A 17,166-nucleotide genomic window follows, 5' to 3' on the forward strand; every position below is an offset into this window, starting at 1 on the left:
TAAGGGTTTACAGTTGATTTTCATTTACAGCTAGACAATGAACTGGAGTGGGGAAAATGAAGAAATTTATGGATAAACATTTTTTATTAAATTCGGACACCGCTATAAAGCTTTATGAAAATGCGGCTGCCGATACACCAATATTTGATTTCCATTGCCACTTAAGCCCGCGGGAAATCTGGGAAAATAAGTCATATGAAAATATTACACAAGTATGGCTTGGCGGGGATCACTACAAATGGCGCACAATGCGTATGCACGGGATAGGCGAAAAATATATTACAGGCGACGCAACTGACTGGGAAAAGTTTGAAGCTTGGGCTAAAACGGTACCATACTTAATTGGGAATCCAGTTTATCATTGGACACATATAGAATTAAAAATGTACTTCGGTATTAACAAGGTCCTTAGCTTGGAAACAGCCAAAGAAATATGGGATGAATGCAATGAAAAATTACAAAGCCCTGATTTCAGTGCAAGAGCGTTGATTGAAAGATCTAATGTGAAGTTTATCGGAACAACGGATGATCCGGTATCTACACTTGAATACCATAAACTATTGAAAAATGATGACTCTTTCAGGGCTATCATCGCCCCAACTTTCCGTCCCGACGGCGCGCTCTTTATTGACCGTCCGACGTTTAAAAACTGGGTAGAAAAATTAGAGCAGTCGGCAGGCACCGAAGTGAACTCACTAGACGGATTTTTAGCAGCACTAAAGCAGCGGGTTGATTATTTTAATGAAATTGGCGGCCGTGCATCCGATCATGATATTCAAAAGATGGAGTTCGTTGAAAAACCAAAGCAAGAAATTGAAGGTATATTCAATAAAGGATTAAACGGTGAACAGCTTTCAGCTGCTGAACTCGTTGCCTATCGCAGCTTCCTATTAAAAGAACTTGGAAAAATGTATGCCGAAAAACAATGGGTAATGCAGCTGCATATGGGAGCAATGAGAAACAACAACACCAGAGCGAAAAAGCTCATTGGTCCTGATACCGGTTTTGATTCGGTTGGCGAAGCCAATATGGCGGAAGGCTTGTCGCGTTTTCTGGATGCGCTTGACCAGGAAAATGCGTTGCCTAGGACAGTGTTGTTTAACCTAAATCAAAAAGATAATGTAGTCTTAGCTGGTATGATGGGGAATTTCTATGAAGAAGGCATCCCAGGAAAAGTTCAGCTTGGTTCCGGCTGGTGGTTCCTCGACCATATTGATGGAATGGAAAAACAAATGAAGGACTTTGCTAATGTTGGTTTATTAAGCCATTTTATTGGTATGTTGACTGATTCACGCAGTTTCCTTTCATATGCCCGTCATGATTATTTCCGCCGGATTCTATGTAACATTCTTGGCGATTGGGTAGAACAGGGACTTGCACCAATTGACATGAAGCACTTGGAAACCATCGTGAGAAATATTTGCTATCATAATGCCGAAAAATATTTTTTAGTACGTTAAAGAATAGACTTGAATAGACACAGGGGGTTCAGCACAAGGAACCTCCTGCTTGACTACATTTAAGCAAAAGACTTAAAATTATGAAATTAAGAGCGAAGTGGCTTTAGATGGTTTTATTTTAACTATGTGGTAACGTTAAATAGTGGAAGGTTTACAAAGAAATACATAGGAAGGATATGGATATAGAATGACTAAACAACAAATTGGTGTTGTCGGATTGGCTGTTATGGGGAAAAACCTTGCATTAAATATTGAGAGCCGAGGTTATTCAGTAGCTGTTTTTAACCGTTCATACGATAAAACTGAGGCATTCTTAAAGGATGAAGCAGAAGGGAAAAACTTTGTCGGTGCGCGGACTGTTGAGGAATTTGTCAATTCCCTGGAGAAACCGCGCAAAATATTATTGATGGTTAAGGCGGGAGCGGCTACGGATGCTACCATTGAATCGTTAAAGCCATTTCTTGAAGAAGGCGATATCCTGATCGATGGAGGCAATACATTCTTCCAGGATACAATCAGACGAAATAAGGAACTCGAAACAGCAGGCTTCCATTTCATTGGAACTGGTGTTTCAGGCGGTGAAGAAGGGGCATTAAAGGGTCCGGCAATCATGCCAGGCGGTAAAAAAGAAGCCTATGAATTAGTTCAGCCAATCTTAGAAGCGATTTCCGCTAAGGTTGAAGGAGATCCATGCTGTACTTATATTGGTCCTAACGGCGCCGGCCATTATGTGAAAATGGTTCATAATGGAATTGAATATGGCGACATGCAATTAATTTGTGAGGCATACTTCATCTTAAAAAATATCCTGGGTTTAAGTACTGAAGAGCTTCATCAAGTCTTTGCAGAATGGAACAAAGGTGAATTGGACAGCTATTTAATTGAGATTACAGCTGATATTTTTACAAAAGTCGATCAAGAATCCGGCAAACCGCTCGTTGATGTCATTCTAGATACAGCCGGTCAAAAGGGAACAGGCAAATGGACCAGTCAAAATGCTTTAGATTTAGGTGTACCTCTTCCGATTATTACAGAATCCGTATTCGCTCGTTTTATCTCTGCAATGAAAGAAGAACGTGTGAAAGCAAGTAAGGTACTGAATGGACCAGAAGTTAAGCCATACGAAGGAAATAAAGAAGAGTTGATTGAAGCGGTTCGGAAAGCTCTTTATATGAGTAAAATTTGCTCTTATGCACAAGGCTTCGCACAAATGCGCGCTGCTTCTGAGGAATATGAGTGGAATCTTCGCTACGGCGATATTGCGATGATTTTCCGTGGCGGCTGTATCATTCGCGCTCAATTCTTACAGAAGATCAAAGATGCTTACGACCGGGATCCGGAACTAGCCAATCTGTTATTAGATCCATATTTTAAAGAAATTATCGAAAACTATCAATCAGCACTTCGTCAAGTGCTTGCCGTGGCAATTGAGCGGGGAATCCCAGTACCATCATTTGCAAGTGCTATTTCCTATTATGACAGCTACCGAACGGAAACATTACCTGCAAATCTATTACAGGCACAGCGTGACTACTTTGGAGCCCACACGTATCAAAGGGTTGATAAAGAAGGGGTATTCCATACAAATTGGATGGAGTAAAGTTTTCTTCAGAGACAAAACCTTTTCAACAAAAAAGGTTTTGTCTCTTTTTTTAATATGTACTTGTAGCTTTATTGACGATAGGGAGGTATCATGTTAAGATAAAAATAATTAGTTAGTTTGATAAACAAATTAATTAAAGTGATTATGAAATATTTTGTAAGCTTATTGATGAAAGGGATTACAGAGAATCGATAGATCAACTAATTATCTACATGCAAATAAATAAAATGAGGAACACTTTCATAATGAAAAGGAGTGTTTTTTTCGGTGGGGATTCTTCAAGAGCTTCTAAAAGATATACCAGTGCCAAAATTAACAAAGGTTAAAGTTAAATTTGATGATCAGAACCTAAAAGACCTTGGTCATGCTTTAACAGAAAAATTACATCAGGAACATATAAAAAATACAGTTAAGCCGGGAATGGAGATTGCGGTTGCAGTTGGCAGCCGCGGGCTAGATCGTATTGTTGAATTAACGGCGGTAACCGTCCAATTTTTAAAAAATTTAGGGGCAAAGCCATTCATCGTTCCAAGCATGGGCAGCCACGGAGGCGCTACGGCCGAGGGGCAGCAAGAAGTACTCGCGCATCTTGGGATTACTGAGGAAAGCGCTGGCTGTGAAATACGTTCGTCGATGGAGGTAGTCAAGATTGGTGAACTTCCAAATGGCTTGCCGGTGTATATCGATAAGTTTGCCTCGCAAGCAGACGGGATTGTCGTCATCAATAGGGTAAAACCGCATACGGCTTTCCGGGGACCTGTAGAAAGCGGCATTATGAAAATGATAAGCATCGGTTTAGGAAAGCAAAAAGGAGCCGAAGCATGTCATCAAATGGGGTTTAAATATATGGCGGAAAACGTTCCCGCTATGGCGAAAATCATCATGGAAAAGACGCCGTTCTTGTTCGGGGTAGCTACGGTTGAAAATGCGTTTGATAAAGTGGTGATCATTGAAGCATTAACTCAGGATGAAATTATTGCCAAAGAACCGGAGTTACAGAAGCAGGCTAAAGCGTTATTGCCGAAATTATTTTTTGATCAATTAGATGTACTGGTGATTGACGAAATAGGCAAAAACATCAGCGGTGATGGAATGGATCCGAATATTACCGGCCGTTATCCAACTCCGTATGCTTCTGGAGGCCCTGATGTTAATAAAATGGTCGTGCTGGATGTAACCGAAGAATCAGAGGGGAATGCCAATGGGGTAGGAACCGCGGATTTTACTACCCAGCGGCTTGTTGACAAAATGGATTTGGAAGGTACCTATGCCAACGGTTTAACGTCAACTGTTGTGGCACCTACTAAAATAGCGACTACGTTGCCGAATGATCAACAGGCAATTCAAGCAGCTATTAAAACAAGTAATATATTAGATTTTCACAATGTTAAACTGGTCCGGATTAAAAATACACTAAAGCTGAGTGAAATTGAGGTATCGGAAGCTTTACTAGAATATATAGCAAACCATCCTAATATGGAGCAGGTTTCAGATCTATATGAGTTTCCATTTGATGAAAACGGAAATTTATTTTAACTAGGGGAGAGACGGCTATGTCACAATTATTTGATTTAACAGGGAAAACGGCTGTAGCGATTGGTGGAAATGGGGTTCTGGGTTCAGCAATGGCAAAGGGCTTGGCGGAGCATGGAGCCAAGGTTGCAATTGTCGGCCGGAATCTTGAAAAGGCAGAAGAAGTGGTGAACGAGATTATTAAAAATGGCGGAGAAGCAAAGGCTTTTCGGGCAGACGTAAGCTCAGAAGATGCTTTAATGCACCTTGCCGATGAAATTGATGAATGGTCCGGCGGCTGTGATATTTTGTTAAATGCACCGGGAACTAATAGTTCAACACCTTTTTTTGAACTTGGAATGGATGAATATGATAGAATCATGGAAATTAATCTTAAAGGGATTGTCCTTGCATGCCAGGTATTTGCAAAGCGAATGATAGAGCAGGGAAGAAACGGAAGCATCATTAATATTTCGTCTGTTTCATCGACTACTCCGCTGTCACGGGTGTTTACTTACTCCGTATCAAAGGCTGGGCTTAACAGTGTTACCCAATTTTTAGCACGTGAATTTGCGCCGCATGGAATCCGTGTGAATGCCATCATTCCAGGTTTTTTCCCAGCTGAGCAAAACCGCAAAATTTTAGATAAAGATAGAATAGAAAATATTATGAGACATACTCCTATGAACCGTTTCGGGGAGGCGGAGGAGCTGCAGGGTGCAACGGTATGGCTCGCCTCTGAAAAGGCTTCGAGCTTTGTCACAGGTGCCCTGATTCGGGTTGACGGCGGCTTTGGCAGTATGACAATCTAGTCAATACACATAAAGTTGGTTATTATAAAATATGATAAAATGATGGTTATCATACTTTATAGATATTGATGGGAGATGGGGATAGTGTTAACAGAGAAATACGGAAAATTGGCATCAATTCTCCAAGAAATGGAGTCGGTTGTGGTCGCATTTTCCGGTGGTGTGGATAGTACATTTTTATTAAAAGCGGCAGTTGATACTCTAGGGACGGATCACGTCCTGGCAGTTACAGCTGACTCTGAAACATATCCTAGCAGCGAACTAGAAGAGGCGAAACAACTTGCCGAAATAATTGGTGTTAAACACGAGGTAATTCATACATCCGAACTAGCCATACCTGGATATGCGGAGAATAATAAGAACCGCTGTTACTTTTGTAAAAGCAGTTTGTTTGATCATTTAATTCCTGTTATGGAGGCAAAGGGTTTTAGCAATGTGATTTATGGTGTCATTGCCGATGATATGAATGAATATCGTCCAGGGATGCAGGCTGCGAAAGAGAAAGGTATCCGAGGTCCGCTGCAGGAAGCTAATTTGTTTAAAGAAGAAATTCGCGAGCTTTCTCGCCAGCTAAATTTGCCAACATGGGATAAACCGTCATTTGCTTGTTTATCATCCAGAATTGCGTATGGCGAGTATATTACAAGAGAAAAGCTGACAAAGGTAGAAAAAGCAGAAAGATATTTAAAATCGCTGCAAATTCGTCAGGTGCGAGTTCGAACACATCAGGAAATTGCAAGAATAGAAGTGGAACCAAATGATATGAAGAAGGTTCTTGAACATCACGATTCCATTGTGAAAGAGCTTCAAGAATACGGATATAAATATATTACCTTAGATCTTATTGGATATCAGAGCGGAAGTATGAACAAGGTTCTAAGCTAAAAAAGGGTAAAAAAAGAGTCAGGATAGAACAAAAGGCTTTGGGTGGTTCCAAGGCCTTTTGTTCTAGTTTGGCAGCATTATATGCTCCATCATGAAAAATGGACTAAAGGATGAAGAAACATGACACAAGAATTTGTTCTAGGACTTGATATTGGTACGACCAGTGTAAAGGCCTGTATTTTTCATTTAAATGGAAAGCTCGAAGCGGAAGTTGAAAAGGTAAATACTTTTTATTATCCGGAGACTGGATGGGCAGAACAGGACCCTGAAGAAATCGAACGCTCTAGTGTTGCGGCCATTAAGGAAGCGATTGAAAAAGCAGGAATCGAAAAACATGAGCTGCTTGCTGTTGCTTTTTCAGCAGCGATGCATTCTCTTATTTGTATAGACGAGGAAGGCAAGCCGTTATCTAAAGCATTAATTTGGGCGGATGGACGAGGATTTGCCCAGGCGGAGCGAATCGCGGAAACAAATGGGAAAACAATTTACGCAAAAACGGGGACGCCAATTCACCCAATGACACCATTTATTAAGCTTTTATGGATGAAGGAAACTAATTATGAACCATATAAGAAGGCAAAATATTTTATGTCCATTAAGGAATACTTACTCTATCGCTGGTTTAATGAACGGGTTATTGATTATTCCATGGCCTCTGCCACAGGGCTGTTTAATCCTGAGACATTGAAATGGGAGCCGGAATTATTAAGACAGACCGGTATTTCTGAAGACCAGCTTTCCGCAATTGTCTCACCAACTAAGGTGCTTACTGGTATTGACCAACAAATTGCGGCAGAGATGGGAATTGACATTGAAACAGCCTTTGTCATCGGCGCTGCTGATGGTCAATTGGCGAATTTAGGGATTGGAGCGATTCTTCCTGGGGAAGTGGCAGTTTCTGTCGGGACAAGCGGAGCCATTCGACAATTTACAAAAGGGGCTAAAATAAGTGAAAATCAGGAAACCTTTTGTTATTCTTTTACCGAAGACAGCACGATTATTGGCGGGCCGACGAATAACGGCGGAATTGCCCTGCAATGGTTAAAAGATCTCTTAGGAAGTAAAGAAAGTTTTGGAGAGTTTCTAAGGTTTGCCGAACAAGTTCCTCCAGGTGCCGACGGACTTATTTTTCTTCCTTATATTAATGGAGAGAGGGCACCGCTTTGGAATCAGCGGGCAAAGGGTAATTTTTACGGGGTAACGGTGACACATAAAAAAGAGCACTTCATTCGTGCTGTTCTTGAAGGTATTACTTTTAATCTTTACCAAATTGGGAAGGCTTTAGAGGAGTTAACGGGGGAGCCGAAAAAACTCTATGTTAACGGTGGATTAGCAAGGTCGCCTTTATGGCTCCAGATGATGGCCGATGTCTTTGAGGCAGATATTTATGTTCCGGAAAGCCATCATAGCGCAGCATGGGGAGCAGCCTGGACTGCATTGGTGGCAATGAACAAAGCAGCTTCTTTTGAAGAAATTAAAGAGAATATTCCGATGAGTGCAGCAATTGTTCCAAATCCCCAAAATAGTGCAATATATAAAAAGATTTATCAAAACTATGTTATGCTGGCAAAGGATATGGAGAAATACTTTAAATAAAAGGGGCTGAATTCGAATGCTTGAAGATATTTTAAAGCAGGTTCAAAAAGGGACCCTTAGTATTACAGAGGCAAAGGAACAGCTGGCTACCTTTGAAAATCTAGGATTTGCTAAGGTTGACCACCATCGAAAGAAACGTCAGGGATTTCCTGAAATTGTTTTCGGGGAAGGGAAGACAGCAGAGCAAATCATTTCAATTATTCAATCGTTAAGAAAGCGAAATCACCAAGTGCTAGTGACAAGAGTGTCTCTGGAAAAGGCGGCGATCATTCAACAAACATGTCCGGAGTTTATCTATCAGGAAACAGCTGGCATCATGTATTGGAAGGATGCAGACAACCAAGAAGAATTGTCGGAAGGGTATGTGGCCGTTATTTGTGCCGGGACATCGGATTTACCGGTCGCGGAAGAAGCGGCACTTACGGCTGAGGTGCTTGGAAGTAAAGTGAAGCGAATCTATGATGTTGGTGTCGCGGGAATTCATAGGCTGTTTAATCATCTTGAGGAAATTCAAAATGCAACGGTATCTGTTGTTGTTGCTGGAATGGAAGGAGCACTGCCGAGTGTAGTGGGCGGGCTTGTTTCCCATCCAGTGATTGCCGTCCCAACCAGCGTAGGTTATGGTGCGAACTTTAATGGCCTGTCCGCCCTGCTCACGATGTTAAATTCATGTGCATCAGGGATCAGTGTAGTTAATATTGATAACGGCTTTGGCGGAGGTTATAACGCCGTCTTAATTCATCAGCTGGCACAAAAAAATGGAGGAAAGAATGAAGACACTGTATTTTGATTGTTTTTCAGGTATTAGTGGTGATATGGTGATTGGTGCCTTAATTGATGCAGGCGCCGATCCGAATCATCTGGCGGAAGAATTAAAAAAGCTTAACATTCAGGACGAGTACGAACTAAAGTGGCAAAAGATCGTAAAAAACGGAATTACCAGTACGAAGTTTGATGTGATTTTATTAAACAATACTACGGGGCATCAGGAACACATTCATGAACATGGGCATGAACACCATCACGAACACAGCCACGAACATGGGCATGAACACCATCACGAACACAGCCATGATCATAGTCATGGACATCATCACCATCACCACCGTGCCTATCAAGATATTGTCAAGTTGATTGAGGATGCTGATTTTTCTCAACAAGTAAAAGAAACGGCGCTAAGAATCTTTAAAAAAATTGGTGAGGCTGAAGGACTAATCCATGGTATTCCATTAGAAGATGTTCATTTCCATGAAGTGGGAGCAATTGATTCCATTATTGATATAGTAGGTGCTTCAATCCTGATTCATCAATTAGAGATTGGCGCTGTAAAAGCCTCTCCTATTCCTGTAGGGACAGGACATATACATATAGATCACGGTATATACCCGGTGCCGGCTCCAGCAACACTAGAAGTATTAAAAGGGGTTCCAATTCAACATTCCGATATTAGATTTGAATTGACAACACCAACGGGTGCGGCTATTGTTGCCGTACTGGCTGAAGAATTCAGTGCCCTTCCAACGATGACAGTTCAGGCAATCGGCTATGGAGCTGGCACGAAGACCTTCAAAGACCGTCCGAATGTACTGCGTGTTATCATTGGGGAATAAAGACTATTGACACCTTGAAACTGAAAGGAGATGGCCAGATGATCCCTCATCCTCCTAATGGTGAACATATTGACGATCAAATGGTTAAGATAGAGGTTAATCTCGATGATATTCCCGGAGAATGGCTTGGGTATGTGATGGACTTGTTATTTGAGGCTGGGGCAAATGATGTTTTCTATACCCCAATTTATATGAAAAAAAACAGGCCTGGAATTTTACTGCAGCTCCTCTGTTCCTTGGAAAATCTAAATAAAATGAAGGAGATTTTATTTAGAGAAACCACTACATTAGGCGTTCGTTACTATCCATTAACTGTCCATCGCCTGGAAAGAAAGTTTTTAAAGGTTGCAACAGAGTGGGGAGCCATAACGGTAAAACAGGGAATGTTGAATGGACAAATTGTCCAGACTGCTCCCGAATTCGAGGAATGTAAACAAATTGCCCGTACTCATAGTATCGCACTAAAAAAAGTTTACGAACAAATTTGGCTGGCAATAGGGCAAGAAGAAAACCTAGAATAACAGCTGCTAATTAACAAGCAGCTGTTATTTTTTGTTTGACTAGCAGGGAAAAGTGTTTTTTCGACTAAATTTGTCAAAAAAACAAGAGAATCGCATGCAAAATTCCCGTAAAAGGTTTATAATAGTTTAATAATTTACATAATTAATTCAACATAAAGGAGAGGAAAAAGTGATAATTGGGTTACTTATTATATTAGTTTTAGTATTATTTTTGCCCTTCTCTGTTAAAAAGGTAGAGCACAATCTAGAGGCATTCCTTTTTATCATGGGGGTAGCAGCCGTATTGATCAGCGGCAGTATGAATCAACATTTAATCAGTAAAGCCCTTATCGATCCGATTAATATTACAATTGCTGTCCTTATAGCCGGATTAGTTACAAAATGGGCCCAAGCTCCATTGGAAAAGTCCATTTTAACCATGAGCAGAATACTGACACCAAGGGTATTTCTAGCATTAACTGTTATCGTTCTTGGATTAGCATCCAGCATTATTACTGCGATTATTGCAGCTATCGTACTTGTAATTGTTATTAATGTCCTTCCGCTTGACCGTAAGTCAGAGATTCGTTTCACCGTATTAGCCTGCTTTGCGATCGGTTTAGGGGCAGCGCTTACACCAATTGGCGAGCCGCTTTCAACGATTACAGTCAGCAAAATGAATGAAGGCTTCTTCTATTTAATCGATTTAATCGGCGTTGAGGTAATCCCTGCCGTTGTGATTTTCGGGATCTTATCCATGTTTCTCGTGAAGCCGCAGGAAAGTACAGATGGCTTAAAGTCTGATGAAAAATCTGAGAGCTATAAAGAGATTCTCATTCGATCCGCTAAAATTTATTTATTCGTTATGGGCTTGACATTCCTTGGACATGGATTCGAACCTTTAATCAATGAGTACATTCTAGGGCTTCATCCGATGATTCTTTATTGGATTAACATGATTTCTGCGATACTGGATAATGCCACTCTGGCAGCGGCGGAAATTAGTCCTCAAATGGATGGAGAGACAATCCGCGCGATTTTACTTGGGCTTCTAATCAGCGGCGGAATGCTTATCCCTGGAAACATTCCAAACATTATTGCTGCTGGTAAGCTTAAGATTACAAGTAAAGAATGGGCTAAATTCGGTGTTCCGGTCGGCCTTGTAACAATGGTGCTTTATTTTATTGTTCTTTTTGTGTTTTATTAAAAATAGATTTGTTGTCCGGCACTACAATGCCGGATAACAAATCTATTTTTATTTATTTCTATTTCTAATTCTTTAATATTTAAAGCTCTCCCGCTTCATCCCTCTATAATCTACTGAATTTTAACAAACTTTGCTTTGCCAAAATGAATTATTCTTATAATACCTTTTTATGAAAGTCTCTGTTATGTTTAAATACTAGAAATTACATTTGTGTTTTAGAATGAGCTCCTAAGCCCTGTTTATTACACTCCATAATCAGTTCTTTATTACTAAAATAAAAGAAAATAGTGGTAATTAATAATCATAATTTTCGGAATATATTGTTTTTATTTCTTAATCCTTATAATATTGACCTCAGAAGGAAAATTATTTTCCTACAGATATTTTTGGAGGAGGGGCTGTTTAATTTAAATAATTTTTATGTCTTAAAAATAATCATTTTTAAGGAGGATTTGTCATGTCAAAAAAAAGGCTATCCCTTCTAACTGGGAGTCTAGTACTTGTTATTATTTTTGCACTTCTATACACGACAAACAAAAGTACAGAGAAAGCAAGTACCCAAATAAAGGAACATGATGAAGTGAAGGAAATTGAAAATATGATTAAGGGACCCGGAAAAAGGGATGATTGGTTTATTAGTCAAAAAGTTTTTCCAAACAAAACTCTCCCACAAGAAGCCTTTCAGAAAGCTACTAAACAGGCAAAACAATTAAAAGAGACAACGATGAAGGAGTTACCAGAGCTTAAGAATGAAAAATGGACATTTATGGGGCCGAAGATTGTCGGGGGCAGAATTGTAGATATGGCTGTCGATCCGCAACAAAAAGACACAGTCTATGCTGCTGCGGCAACAGGTGGTGTGTGGAAAAGTGTTGATGCAGGAAAATCCTTTACAGCCGCATGGGATGATAATAATACTCAATCGATGGGAGCTTTAACTGTTTCACCTGATGGGACACTTTATGCAGGTACCGGCGAAGCGAATCCAGGAGGCGGAAGTATCGTATTTGGTGGAACAGGCATTTATAAATCAACGGATAAAGGGGAAAATTGGGAATCTATTGGTTTAAAAGAATCAGGAGCAATTGGAAGAATTGCACTAAATCCGAAAAATCCCCAGCAAATTTTTGTAGCTGCTGCTGGACAGCTCTTTAATCCTGGGGGAGAACGTGGATTATATCGTTCTCAAGATGGCGGAAAGACGTGGGATCACGTTCTTAAAGGGAAAAATAATACGACAGGAGCTGTAGATATCGCGATTGACCCAGTAAATCCAAACCGAATTTATGCAGCGATGTGGGATCACGTGCGATATCCGAATAACCGTGTATACGGTGGCGAAGGGTCTGGAATTTATCGTTCTACTGATGGTGGAAACACCTGGGAGCAACTGACAAATGGACTTCCGGCTTCTGACAAAAATTTAGGGCGAATTGGAATTGCTCTTTCACAAACACAGCCTGATCGCTTGTATGCAATAACCATTAAATCAGACGGTTACTATGAAGGGTTTTATATTTCGGAGAACGGCGGGGATACGTGGACAAAACAAGAAGTGTCAAGGACATTTTCAAATGCTCAATCATCATTTGGCTGGTGGTTTGGCCGCATTTGGGTAGATCCGAAGGATGAAAAGCACGTATTTGTTGCAGGTGTAAATATGATGGAATCAAAAGATGGTGGAATAACTTGGGTAAGTTCAAGAGGGATTCATGCAGACCAACACGCTGTCGCATGGGACCCCAAACAACCTGGACGAGTATATGTCGGAAATGATGGCGGTGTTTATCGTTCCGAGGAAAATGGCCTCGTCACCGGAAAGTGGGAAAAAGCCGTCGATTTACCAGCTACCCAATTTTATACAATGGATGTAAGTCAGCAGGATATCACACGTATATCAGGTGGAACACAGGATAACGGGTCTATCCGATCTTGGGGAAAAGATGATTGGAATGAATATTATGGCGGGGATGGATTAAAGAATTTAATTAACTATAAGGATAAAGAAAAAGTTTATGCATGTTATCAATATGGAAGCTGTGCATGGTCTGAAGACGGCGGAAATACTATGACTTATTTTACTAATAAGACTGTATCTGATCGCCGTAACTGGTTAAGCCCACTTCTATTTGATCCAAATGACCCATCTATCATGTATTATGCAGGGAATCGTGTGAACCGTTCAACTGATGGCGGAAAAACATGGGAGGTAATAAGCCCAAGCCTAACAGAAGGGAAATCCGAAGATTCTTATCCTTATGGCACCATTACAACTATCGCGGTTTCTAAGTCCAATGGAAAGGTGTTATATGCTGGGACGGATGATGGCCGACTATGGAAAACTTCTGATTTAGGGAAGAATTGGACAGAAATAATTAACAAGACTTTACCTAACCGCTGGGTTACAAAGCTAAAAGTCGATGCCAAAAATGAAAATTATGTATATGCAACCTTTTCTGGCTTTCGTAATGGGGAAGATAGTGCACACGTCTTTAAGAGTGAGGATGGCGGGAAAACTTGGGAGAACATCAGTGGAAATCTCCCTAATACACCTGTTAACAATTTAATCATTGATCCTAAAAACCGTCATAAGCTTTATATCGCAACAGATGTCGGCGTATTTATGTCAAAGAATGACGGAAAGAGGTGGTACAGCTTAGGTTCAGGAATGCCAATGGCACCTATTACTGACCTAGTCATGCATGAATCAACAAACACCTTATTTGCATCAACATTTGGACGTGGGATTTTCGAGATTAAGCTTAAATAAATATAGAGGGTGGCAGATTTTTTTACTGTCACCCGACTATTTTTTCTTTAATGAATAAGTCTGCTTCCCTTCGCTTTCCGCTTTACAGCTCCGCTATATTTTTCAATCGGCTTTTTCAAAACAAGTCCAAATAATAAGGTGATAATTGTAATTAATAGGAAGACTGTTAGATCCCTATTAGCAACATCCCATTGAATTCCACCGACCGCTTCCCGCATTAAGCTAATTGCATAAGTAAAAGGCAAGTAAGGGTTCAGCTTTTGGAAAAAGATCGGCATTACTTGAACCGGAAAAGTTCCGCCGGCTCCTGAAATTTGCAGTACAAGTACGACAATCGCCAATCCCTTCCCGACATTTCCGAAAATCGACACGAATGTATATACGATTAACATGAATACAATACTGGTCAGTAACCCGAAGATGACAAACCATGGTTTTTCTGATACATACGTCTTTAACAGATACATATCCCCTAAAGTGACGATAATGGCTTGGCAGAGAGCAAACGTTAAAAACGTCAGTAATCTTCCTACATAAACATGATTTGGATGATAATTTTCCGGGGCGCCGTTGATCTCTACGGGAATCAATGAAATTAACAATGTTGCCCCAACCCATAAAGATAAAGTAGTAAAAAATGGTGACATCGCAGAACCGTAATTAGGAATGGGAAAAAGCCGTTTTTCTTTTAGTAACACCGGTTCAGCAAAATAATCACTTTCTTTTTTTACATCATTACGCAATAAATCAATGATTTCGCGAATATCCTCAGATTTTTCAAAATCACGAATCTGTTTGGCAAGTAAAGTTATTTTTTGCTTAACTGCAGGAAAATCCCGTTTGATTAGGTCTAAGTCCCTTTTTCCAATTACAATTCCCTTTGAGGCATCGTTCAAGATTTTCTTTATTTGTGGAAGTGTTTTGTCCGCTTTAGCGAAAAATACATCCGCTTTTATTGGAACATTTTTTACAGTTTCACTTAAATTTTTTATTTTTGGAGCGATATCGGAATCGTATCGTGCTAGTATATCCCCCAGGCCTGTTGAAATTGTTTTCGCCAGCTGGTTTGTCTCTTCTAATAATTTCTGTGAGGGGGCATCTAATGCTTGAATTGTTTTTAAATTTTCCAATAGCTTTTCAGAGTGATTTTTCTGTTCGGTCAGATGTGATATTTCTCGGTCAAATATGGAAGTTCCGGCAAGACCGTTTAATTGTTCTAACAGATCAATGAATAATGATTCAATTTTAATCAGCCCATTAACCCGGGTGATGGCTTCCTGTATGGCTTTTTTCTTATCATCTTCGCTTATATTGTCTGAAAGAATCAGTCCTGTTAATTGTTCAACTGTTCCTGCGGCTGTAGTTAGATAGGTTAAGTTTTGTTTAATAGCAGGGACAAGGTTTGCAAACGCGTCTTTATTTTTCTCTAGAAATTTTGTAATATCTCCGGAAATTCCGTGGGCTGTGGCGATGATTCCCGCCGCGGTATCTATGTTACGCTGTAAATCTGCAATGATCTTTTGGGCATTATTTGCATCAGCATCAGCCGTATTGATGATCTTTTCTGCTTCGGACAAATGATCATTCAACCAAAATATCATTGTTTTTACCTTTTCAATATCGGGCAGGTTTTTTTGCAGTTCAATCCCAAGGCGGTTAAAAATATTAAATATAACACCATTGGCGGTTTTAACAAAATTTTTACTAACCTCCTCCTTAATCCCGCTTGCTCCTTTACTGGTGATTTTCGGTGCTATGGCGTTGATTTTTTCATTTACGGTATATATGAGTTCAGGCTTTTTGGGCTGATCGCTTAAAACGGTCGCTATTTTAGCGGAAAAATCACTTGGAATTGAAATGCTGGCAAAATATTTGCCCGTTTCTACACCATGGTTTGCTTCTGTTGCACTGACAAATTTCCAGCCTAACGATTGGTTCTTTTGTAATGAGGTGACGATTTCATTTCCGATATTAATACTGCTTCCTTTTAAAACAGCGCCTTGATCGTTATTTGTAATGGCGATAGGAATCCCTTTTGTATTGCTGTATGGGTCCCAGGAGGCTTTAATATTCAACCAGGCATACAGAGAGGGCAGAAATATTAAGGCAATTATAATAATCGCTGCAGCCCAATTTGTTGTAATGCTTACTAAATCATCACGGAAAATCGTAAATACCTTTTTCACTTCCATTAACCACCTAATCTTCTTATTTCCTTTATTATTTGTTTAATAGGAAAGTTGATACGCTTGGAGGGAAGAGCAATAGGGGAAGAGACAGAAATTTGTCAAAAACATGTGAATAAATAATGAAAACTGATGTTTCAAGCCATTATTTAGTTCAAAGTTTTTTATAATGAAGGTAAAGAAATAGGGAGGTAAGGAAAATGAATATCACCACTATAATAGAGTTAGAAAATCAGGAAGTAGAATCAATTGCTGGGGCAAAATTAGTTTTTGCACAGGAACAAATTGAAGAAAATATTGTGGAAACATGTGTGGAATGCTTTCAGATGGAGGATTCTGAAGATACCCTTACTACGGAAGAAGCGATGGAGAAAGTCTTTAACCGCCTGCAGCAGCAAGGAATTATTCCGCCGAATGTGATCGATTTCTCTTTTGAGATGCCATCATGTGAACGGTTAAGAAGTATTAATCAGGAAACAGACATTCCGCAAAAGGTCATTCTTTCATATATGTCGTAAAAGAAGTTCTTCGGAGCTTCTTTTTTTGACGCTATAATCTGTTAATTTTAGGTTATGGGTGAAATAGTAAGTAATGTGATAAGCCTCACTTGATTGAAAATGATTTTCAATTAAACTTAAAGCAGAATAGTAAAAGGAGGAATAAAAATGGAAAAAAACTCAGTTAAAGCATTTATGGAATACAACGAAGAGAAATTTACCAAACGGATTATGTATAAAAAAGGGGAAACAACCGCCTTTGTCTTAAACTTTTTACCAGGCCAGGCGCTGCCCGCCCATAAACACCCAGGAACTGAGGTTTATCTTTATGTCATTACCGGTAACGGCATGATAATCACAGACGGAAAAGAAACTGAGGTGTCTGAAGCGGATTTAATTCATGTTAACAGCGACGAAGAAATGTCATTTAAAAATAGCGGCACCGACCCTGTCAGCTTGTATGTCGTATTAAGCAAAACTCCAAGCGACCAATACGCCAAAAATATTTAATGGAAAAAGCCAGCTGAT

14 protein-coding genes are annotated in these 17,166 nt (G+C 39.9%); 13 read left to right on the plus strand and 1 reads right to left on the minus strand.

Annotation, left to right across the window (positions count from 1 at the left end):
• The first annotated feature begins 56 nt into the window (after positions 1-56).
• The 11 genes from uxaC (at position 57) to A6749_RS19260 (ending at position 13,955) form a co-directional block, all read left to right on the plus strand.
• Positions 57-1,460, plus strand: a complete 1,404-nt coding sequence (gene uxaC, locus A6749_RS19210; RefSeq protein ID WP_066394267.1) for a glucuronate isomerase — start codon at positions 57-59, stop codon at positions 1,458-1,460.
• 187 nt (positions 1,461-1,647) lie between these two features.
• Positions 1,648-3,060 carry an NADP-dependent phosphogluconate dehydrogenase gene (gndA, locus tag A6749_RS19215; protein ID WP_066394270.1) on the plus strand — a complete coding sequence of 471 codons (1,413 nt, stop codon included), beginning with the start codon at positions 1,648-1,650 and terminating at the stop codon, positions 3,058-3,060.
• A gap of 270 nt (positions 3,061-3,330) precedes the next feature.
• A complete protein-coding gene (locus A6749_RS19220; RefSeq protein WP_066394280.1) occupies positions 3,331-4,599 on the plus strand; it encodes a nickel pincer cofactor-dependent isomerase, group 22 in 1,269 nt (422 codons plus the stop codon).
• Between the two features lie 17 nt (positions 4,600-4,616).
• A complete protein-coding gene (locus A6749_RS19225) occupies positions 4,617-5,387 on the plus strand; it encodes an SDR family oxidoreductase (protein WP_066394282.1) in 771 nt (256 codons plus the stop codon).
• Between the two features lie 84 nt (positions 5,388-5,471).
• Complete coding sequence (gene larE, locus A6749_RS19230) at positions 5,472-6,272, plus strand: ATP-dependent sacrificial sulfur transferase LarE (RefSeq protein WP_066394285.1); 801 nt, start codon at positions 5,472-5,474, stop codon at positions 6,270-6,272.
• Positions 6,273-6,392: 120 nt separating this feature from the next.
• Positions 6,393-7,868 carry a gluconokinase gene (locus A6749_RS19235; RefSeq protein WP_066394288.1) on the plus strand — a complete coding sequence of 492 codons (1,476 nt, stop codon included), beginning with the start codon at positions 6,393-6,395 and terminating at the stop codon, positions 7,866-7,868.
• 16 nt (positions 7,869-7,884) lie between these two features.
• Positions 7,885-8,658, plus strand: a complete 774-nt coding sequence (gene larB / locus A6749_RS19240; RefSeq protein WP_066394295.1) for a nickel pincer cofactor biosynthesis protein LarB — start codon at positions 7,885-7,887, stop codon at positions 8,656-8,658.
• Positions 8,639-9,478: a nickel pincer cofactor biosynthesis protein LarC gene (gene larC, locus A6749_RS29175; protein WP_066394298.1), complete on the plus strand. Its 840-nt coding sequence runs from the start codon at positions 8,639-8,641 to the stop codon at positions 9,476-9,478. Before larB ends, larC begins: the two co-directional genes overlap by 20 nt.
• A 38-nt stretch (positions 9,479-9,516) precedes the next feature.
• The gene (larC2, locus tag A6749_RS29180; protein ID WP_066394301.1) at positions 9,517-9,999 is read left to right on the plus strand and encodes a nickel pincer cofactor biosynthesis protein LarC2; all 483 of its coding nucleotides are present in this window, start codon (positions 9,517-9,519) and stop codon (positions 9,997-9,999) included.
• 169 nt (positions 10,000-10,168) lie between these two features.
• Positions 10,169-11,185 (plus strand): DUF1646 family protein, encoded by a 1,017-nt coding sequence (locus A6749_RS19255; protein WP_066394302.1) that lies wholly within the window; start codon positions 10,169-10,171, stop codon positions 11,183-11,185.
• Positions 11,186-11,642: 457 nt separating this feature from the next.
• Complete coding sequence (locus A6749_RS19260) at positions 11,643-13,955, plus strand: WD40/YVTN/BNR-like repeat-containing protein (RefSeq protein ID WP_066394304.1); 2,313 nt, start codon at positions 11,643-11,645, stop codon at positions 13,953-13,955.
• A 47-nt stretch (positions 13,956-14,002) separates the two neighbouring features.
• On the opposite strand, the gene A6749_RS19265 is transcribed toward A6749_RS19260, so the two are convergent.
• Positions 14,003-16,141 carry a YhgE/Pip domain-containing protein gene (locus A6749_RS19265; RefSeq protein WP_066401060.1) on the minus strand — a complete coding sequence of 713 codons (2,139 nt, stop codon included), beginning with the start codon at positions 16,139-16,141 and terminating at the stop codon, positions 14,003-14,005.
• A 200-nt stretch (positions 16,142-16,341) separates the two neighbouring features.
• Here A6749_RS19265 and A6749_RS19270 point away from each other — a divergent pair, with 200 nt between their 5' ends.
• Together A6749_RS19270 and A6749_RS19275 are read left to right on the plus strand one after the other, a co-directional pair.
• Positions 16,342-16,659, plus strand: a complete 318-nt coding sequence (locus A6749_RS19270) for a hypothetical protein (RefSeq protein WP_066394312.1) — start codon at positions 16,342-16,344, stop codon at positions 16,657-16,659.
• A gap of 147 nt (positions 16,660-16,806) precedes the next feature.
• The gene (locus A6749_RS19275) at positions 16,807-17,148 is read left to right on the plus strand and encodes a cupin domain-containing protein (RefSeq protein ID WP_066394316.1); all 342 of its coding nucleotides are present in this window, start codon (positions 16,807-16,809) and stop codon (positions 17,146-17,148) included.
• The last annotated feature ends 18 nt before the right edge of the window (positions 17,149-17,166 follow it).

This window comes from Neobacillus mesonae (genome assembly GCF_001636315.1).
Classification (GTDB): Bacteria; Bacillota; Bacilli; order Bacillales; family Cytobacillaceae; genus Neobacillus; species Neobacillus mesonae.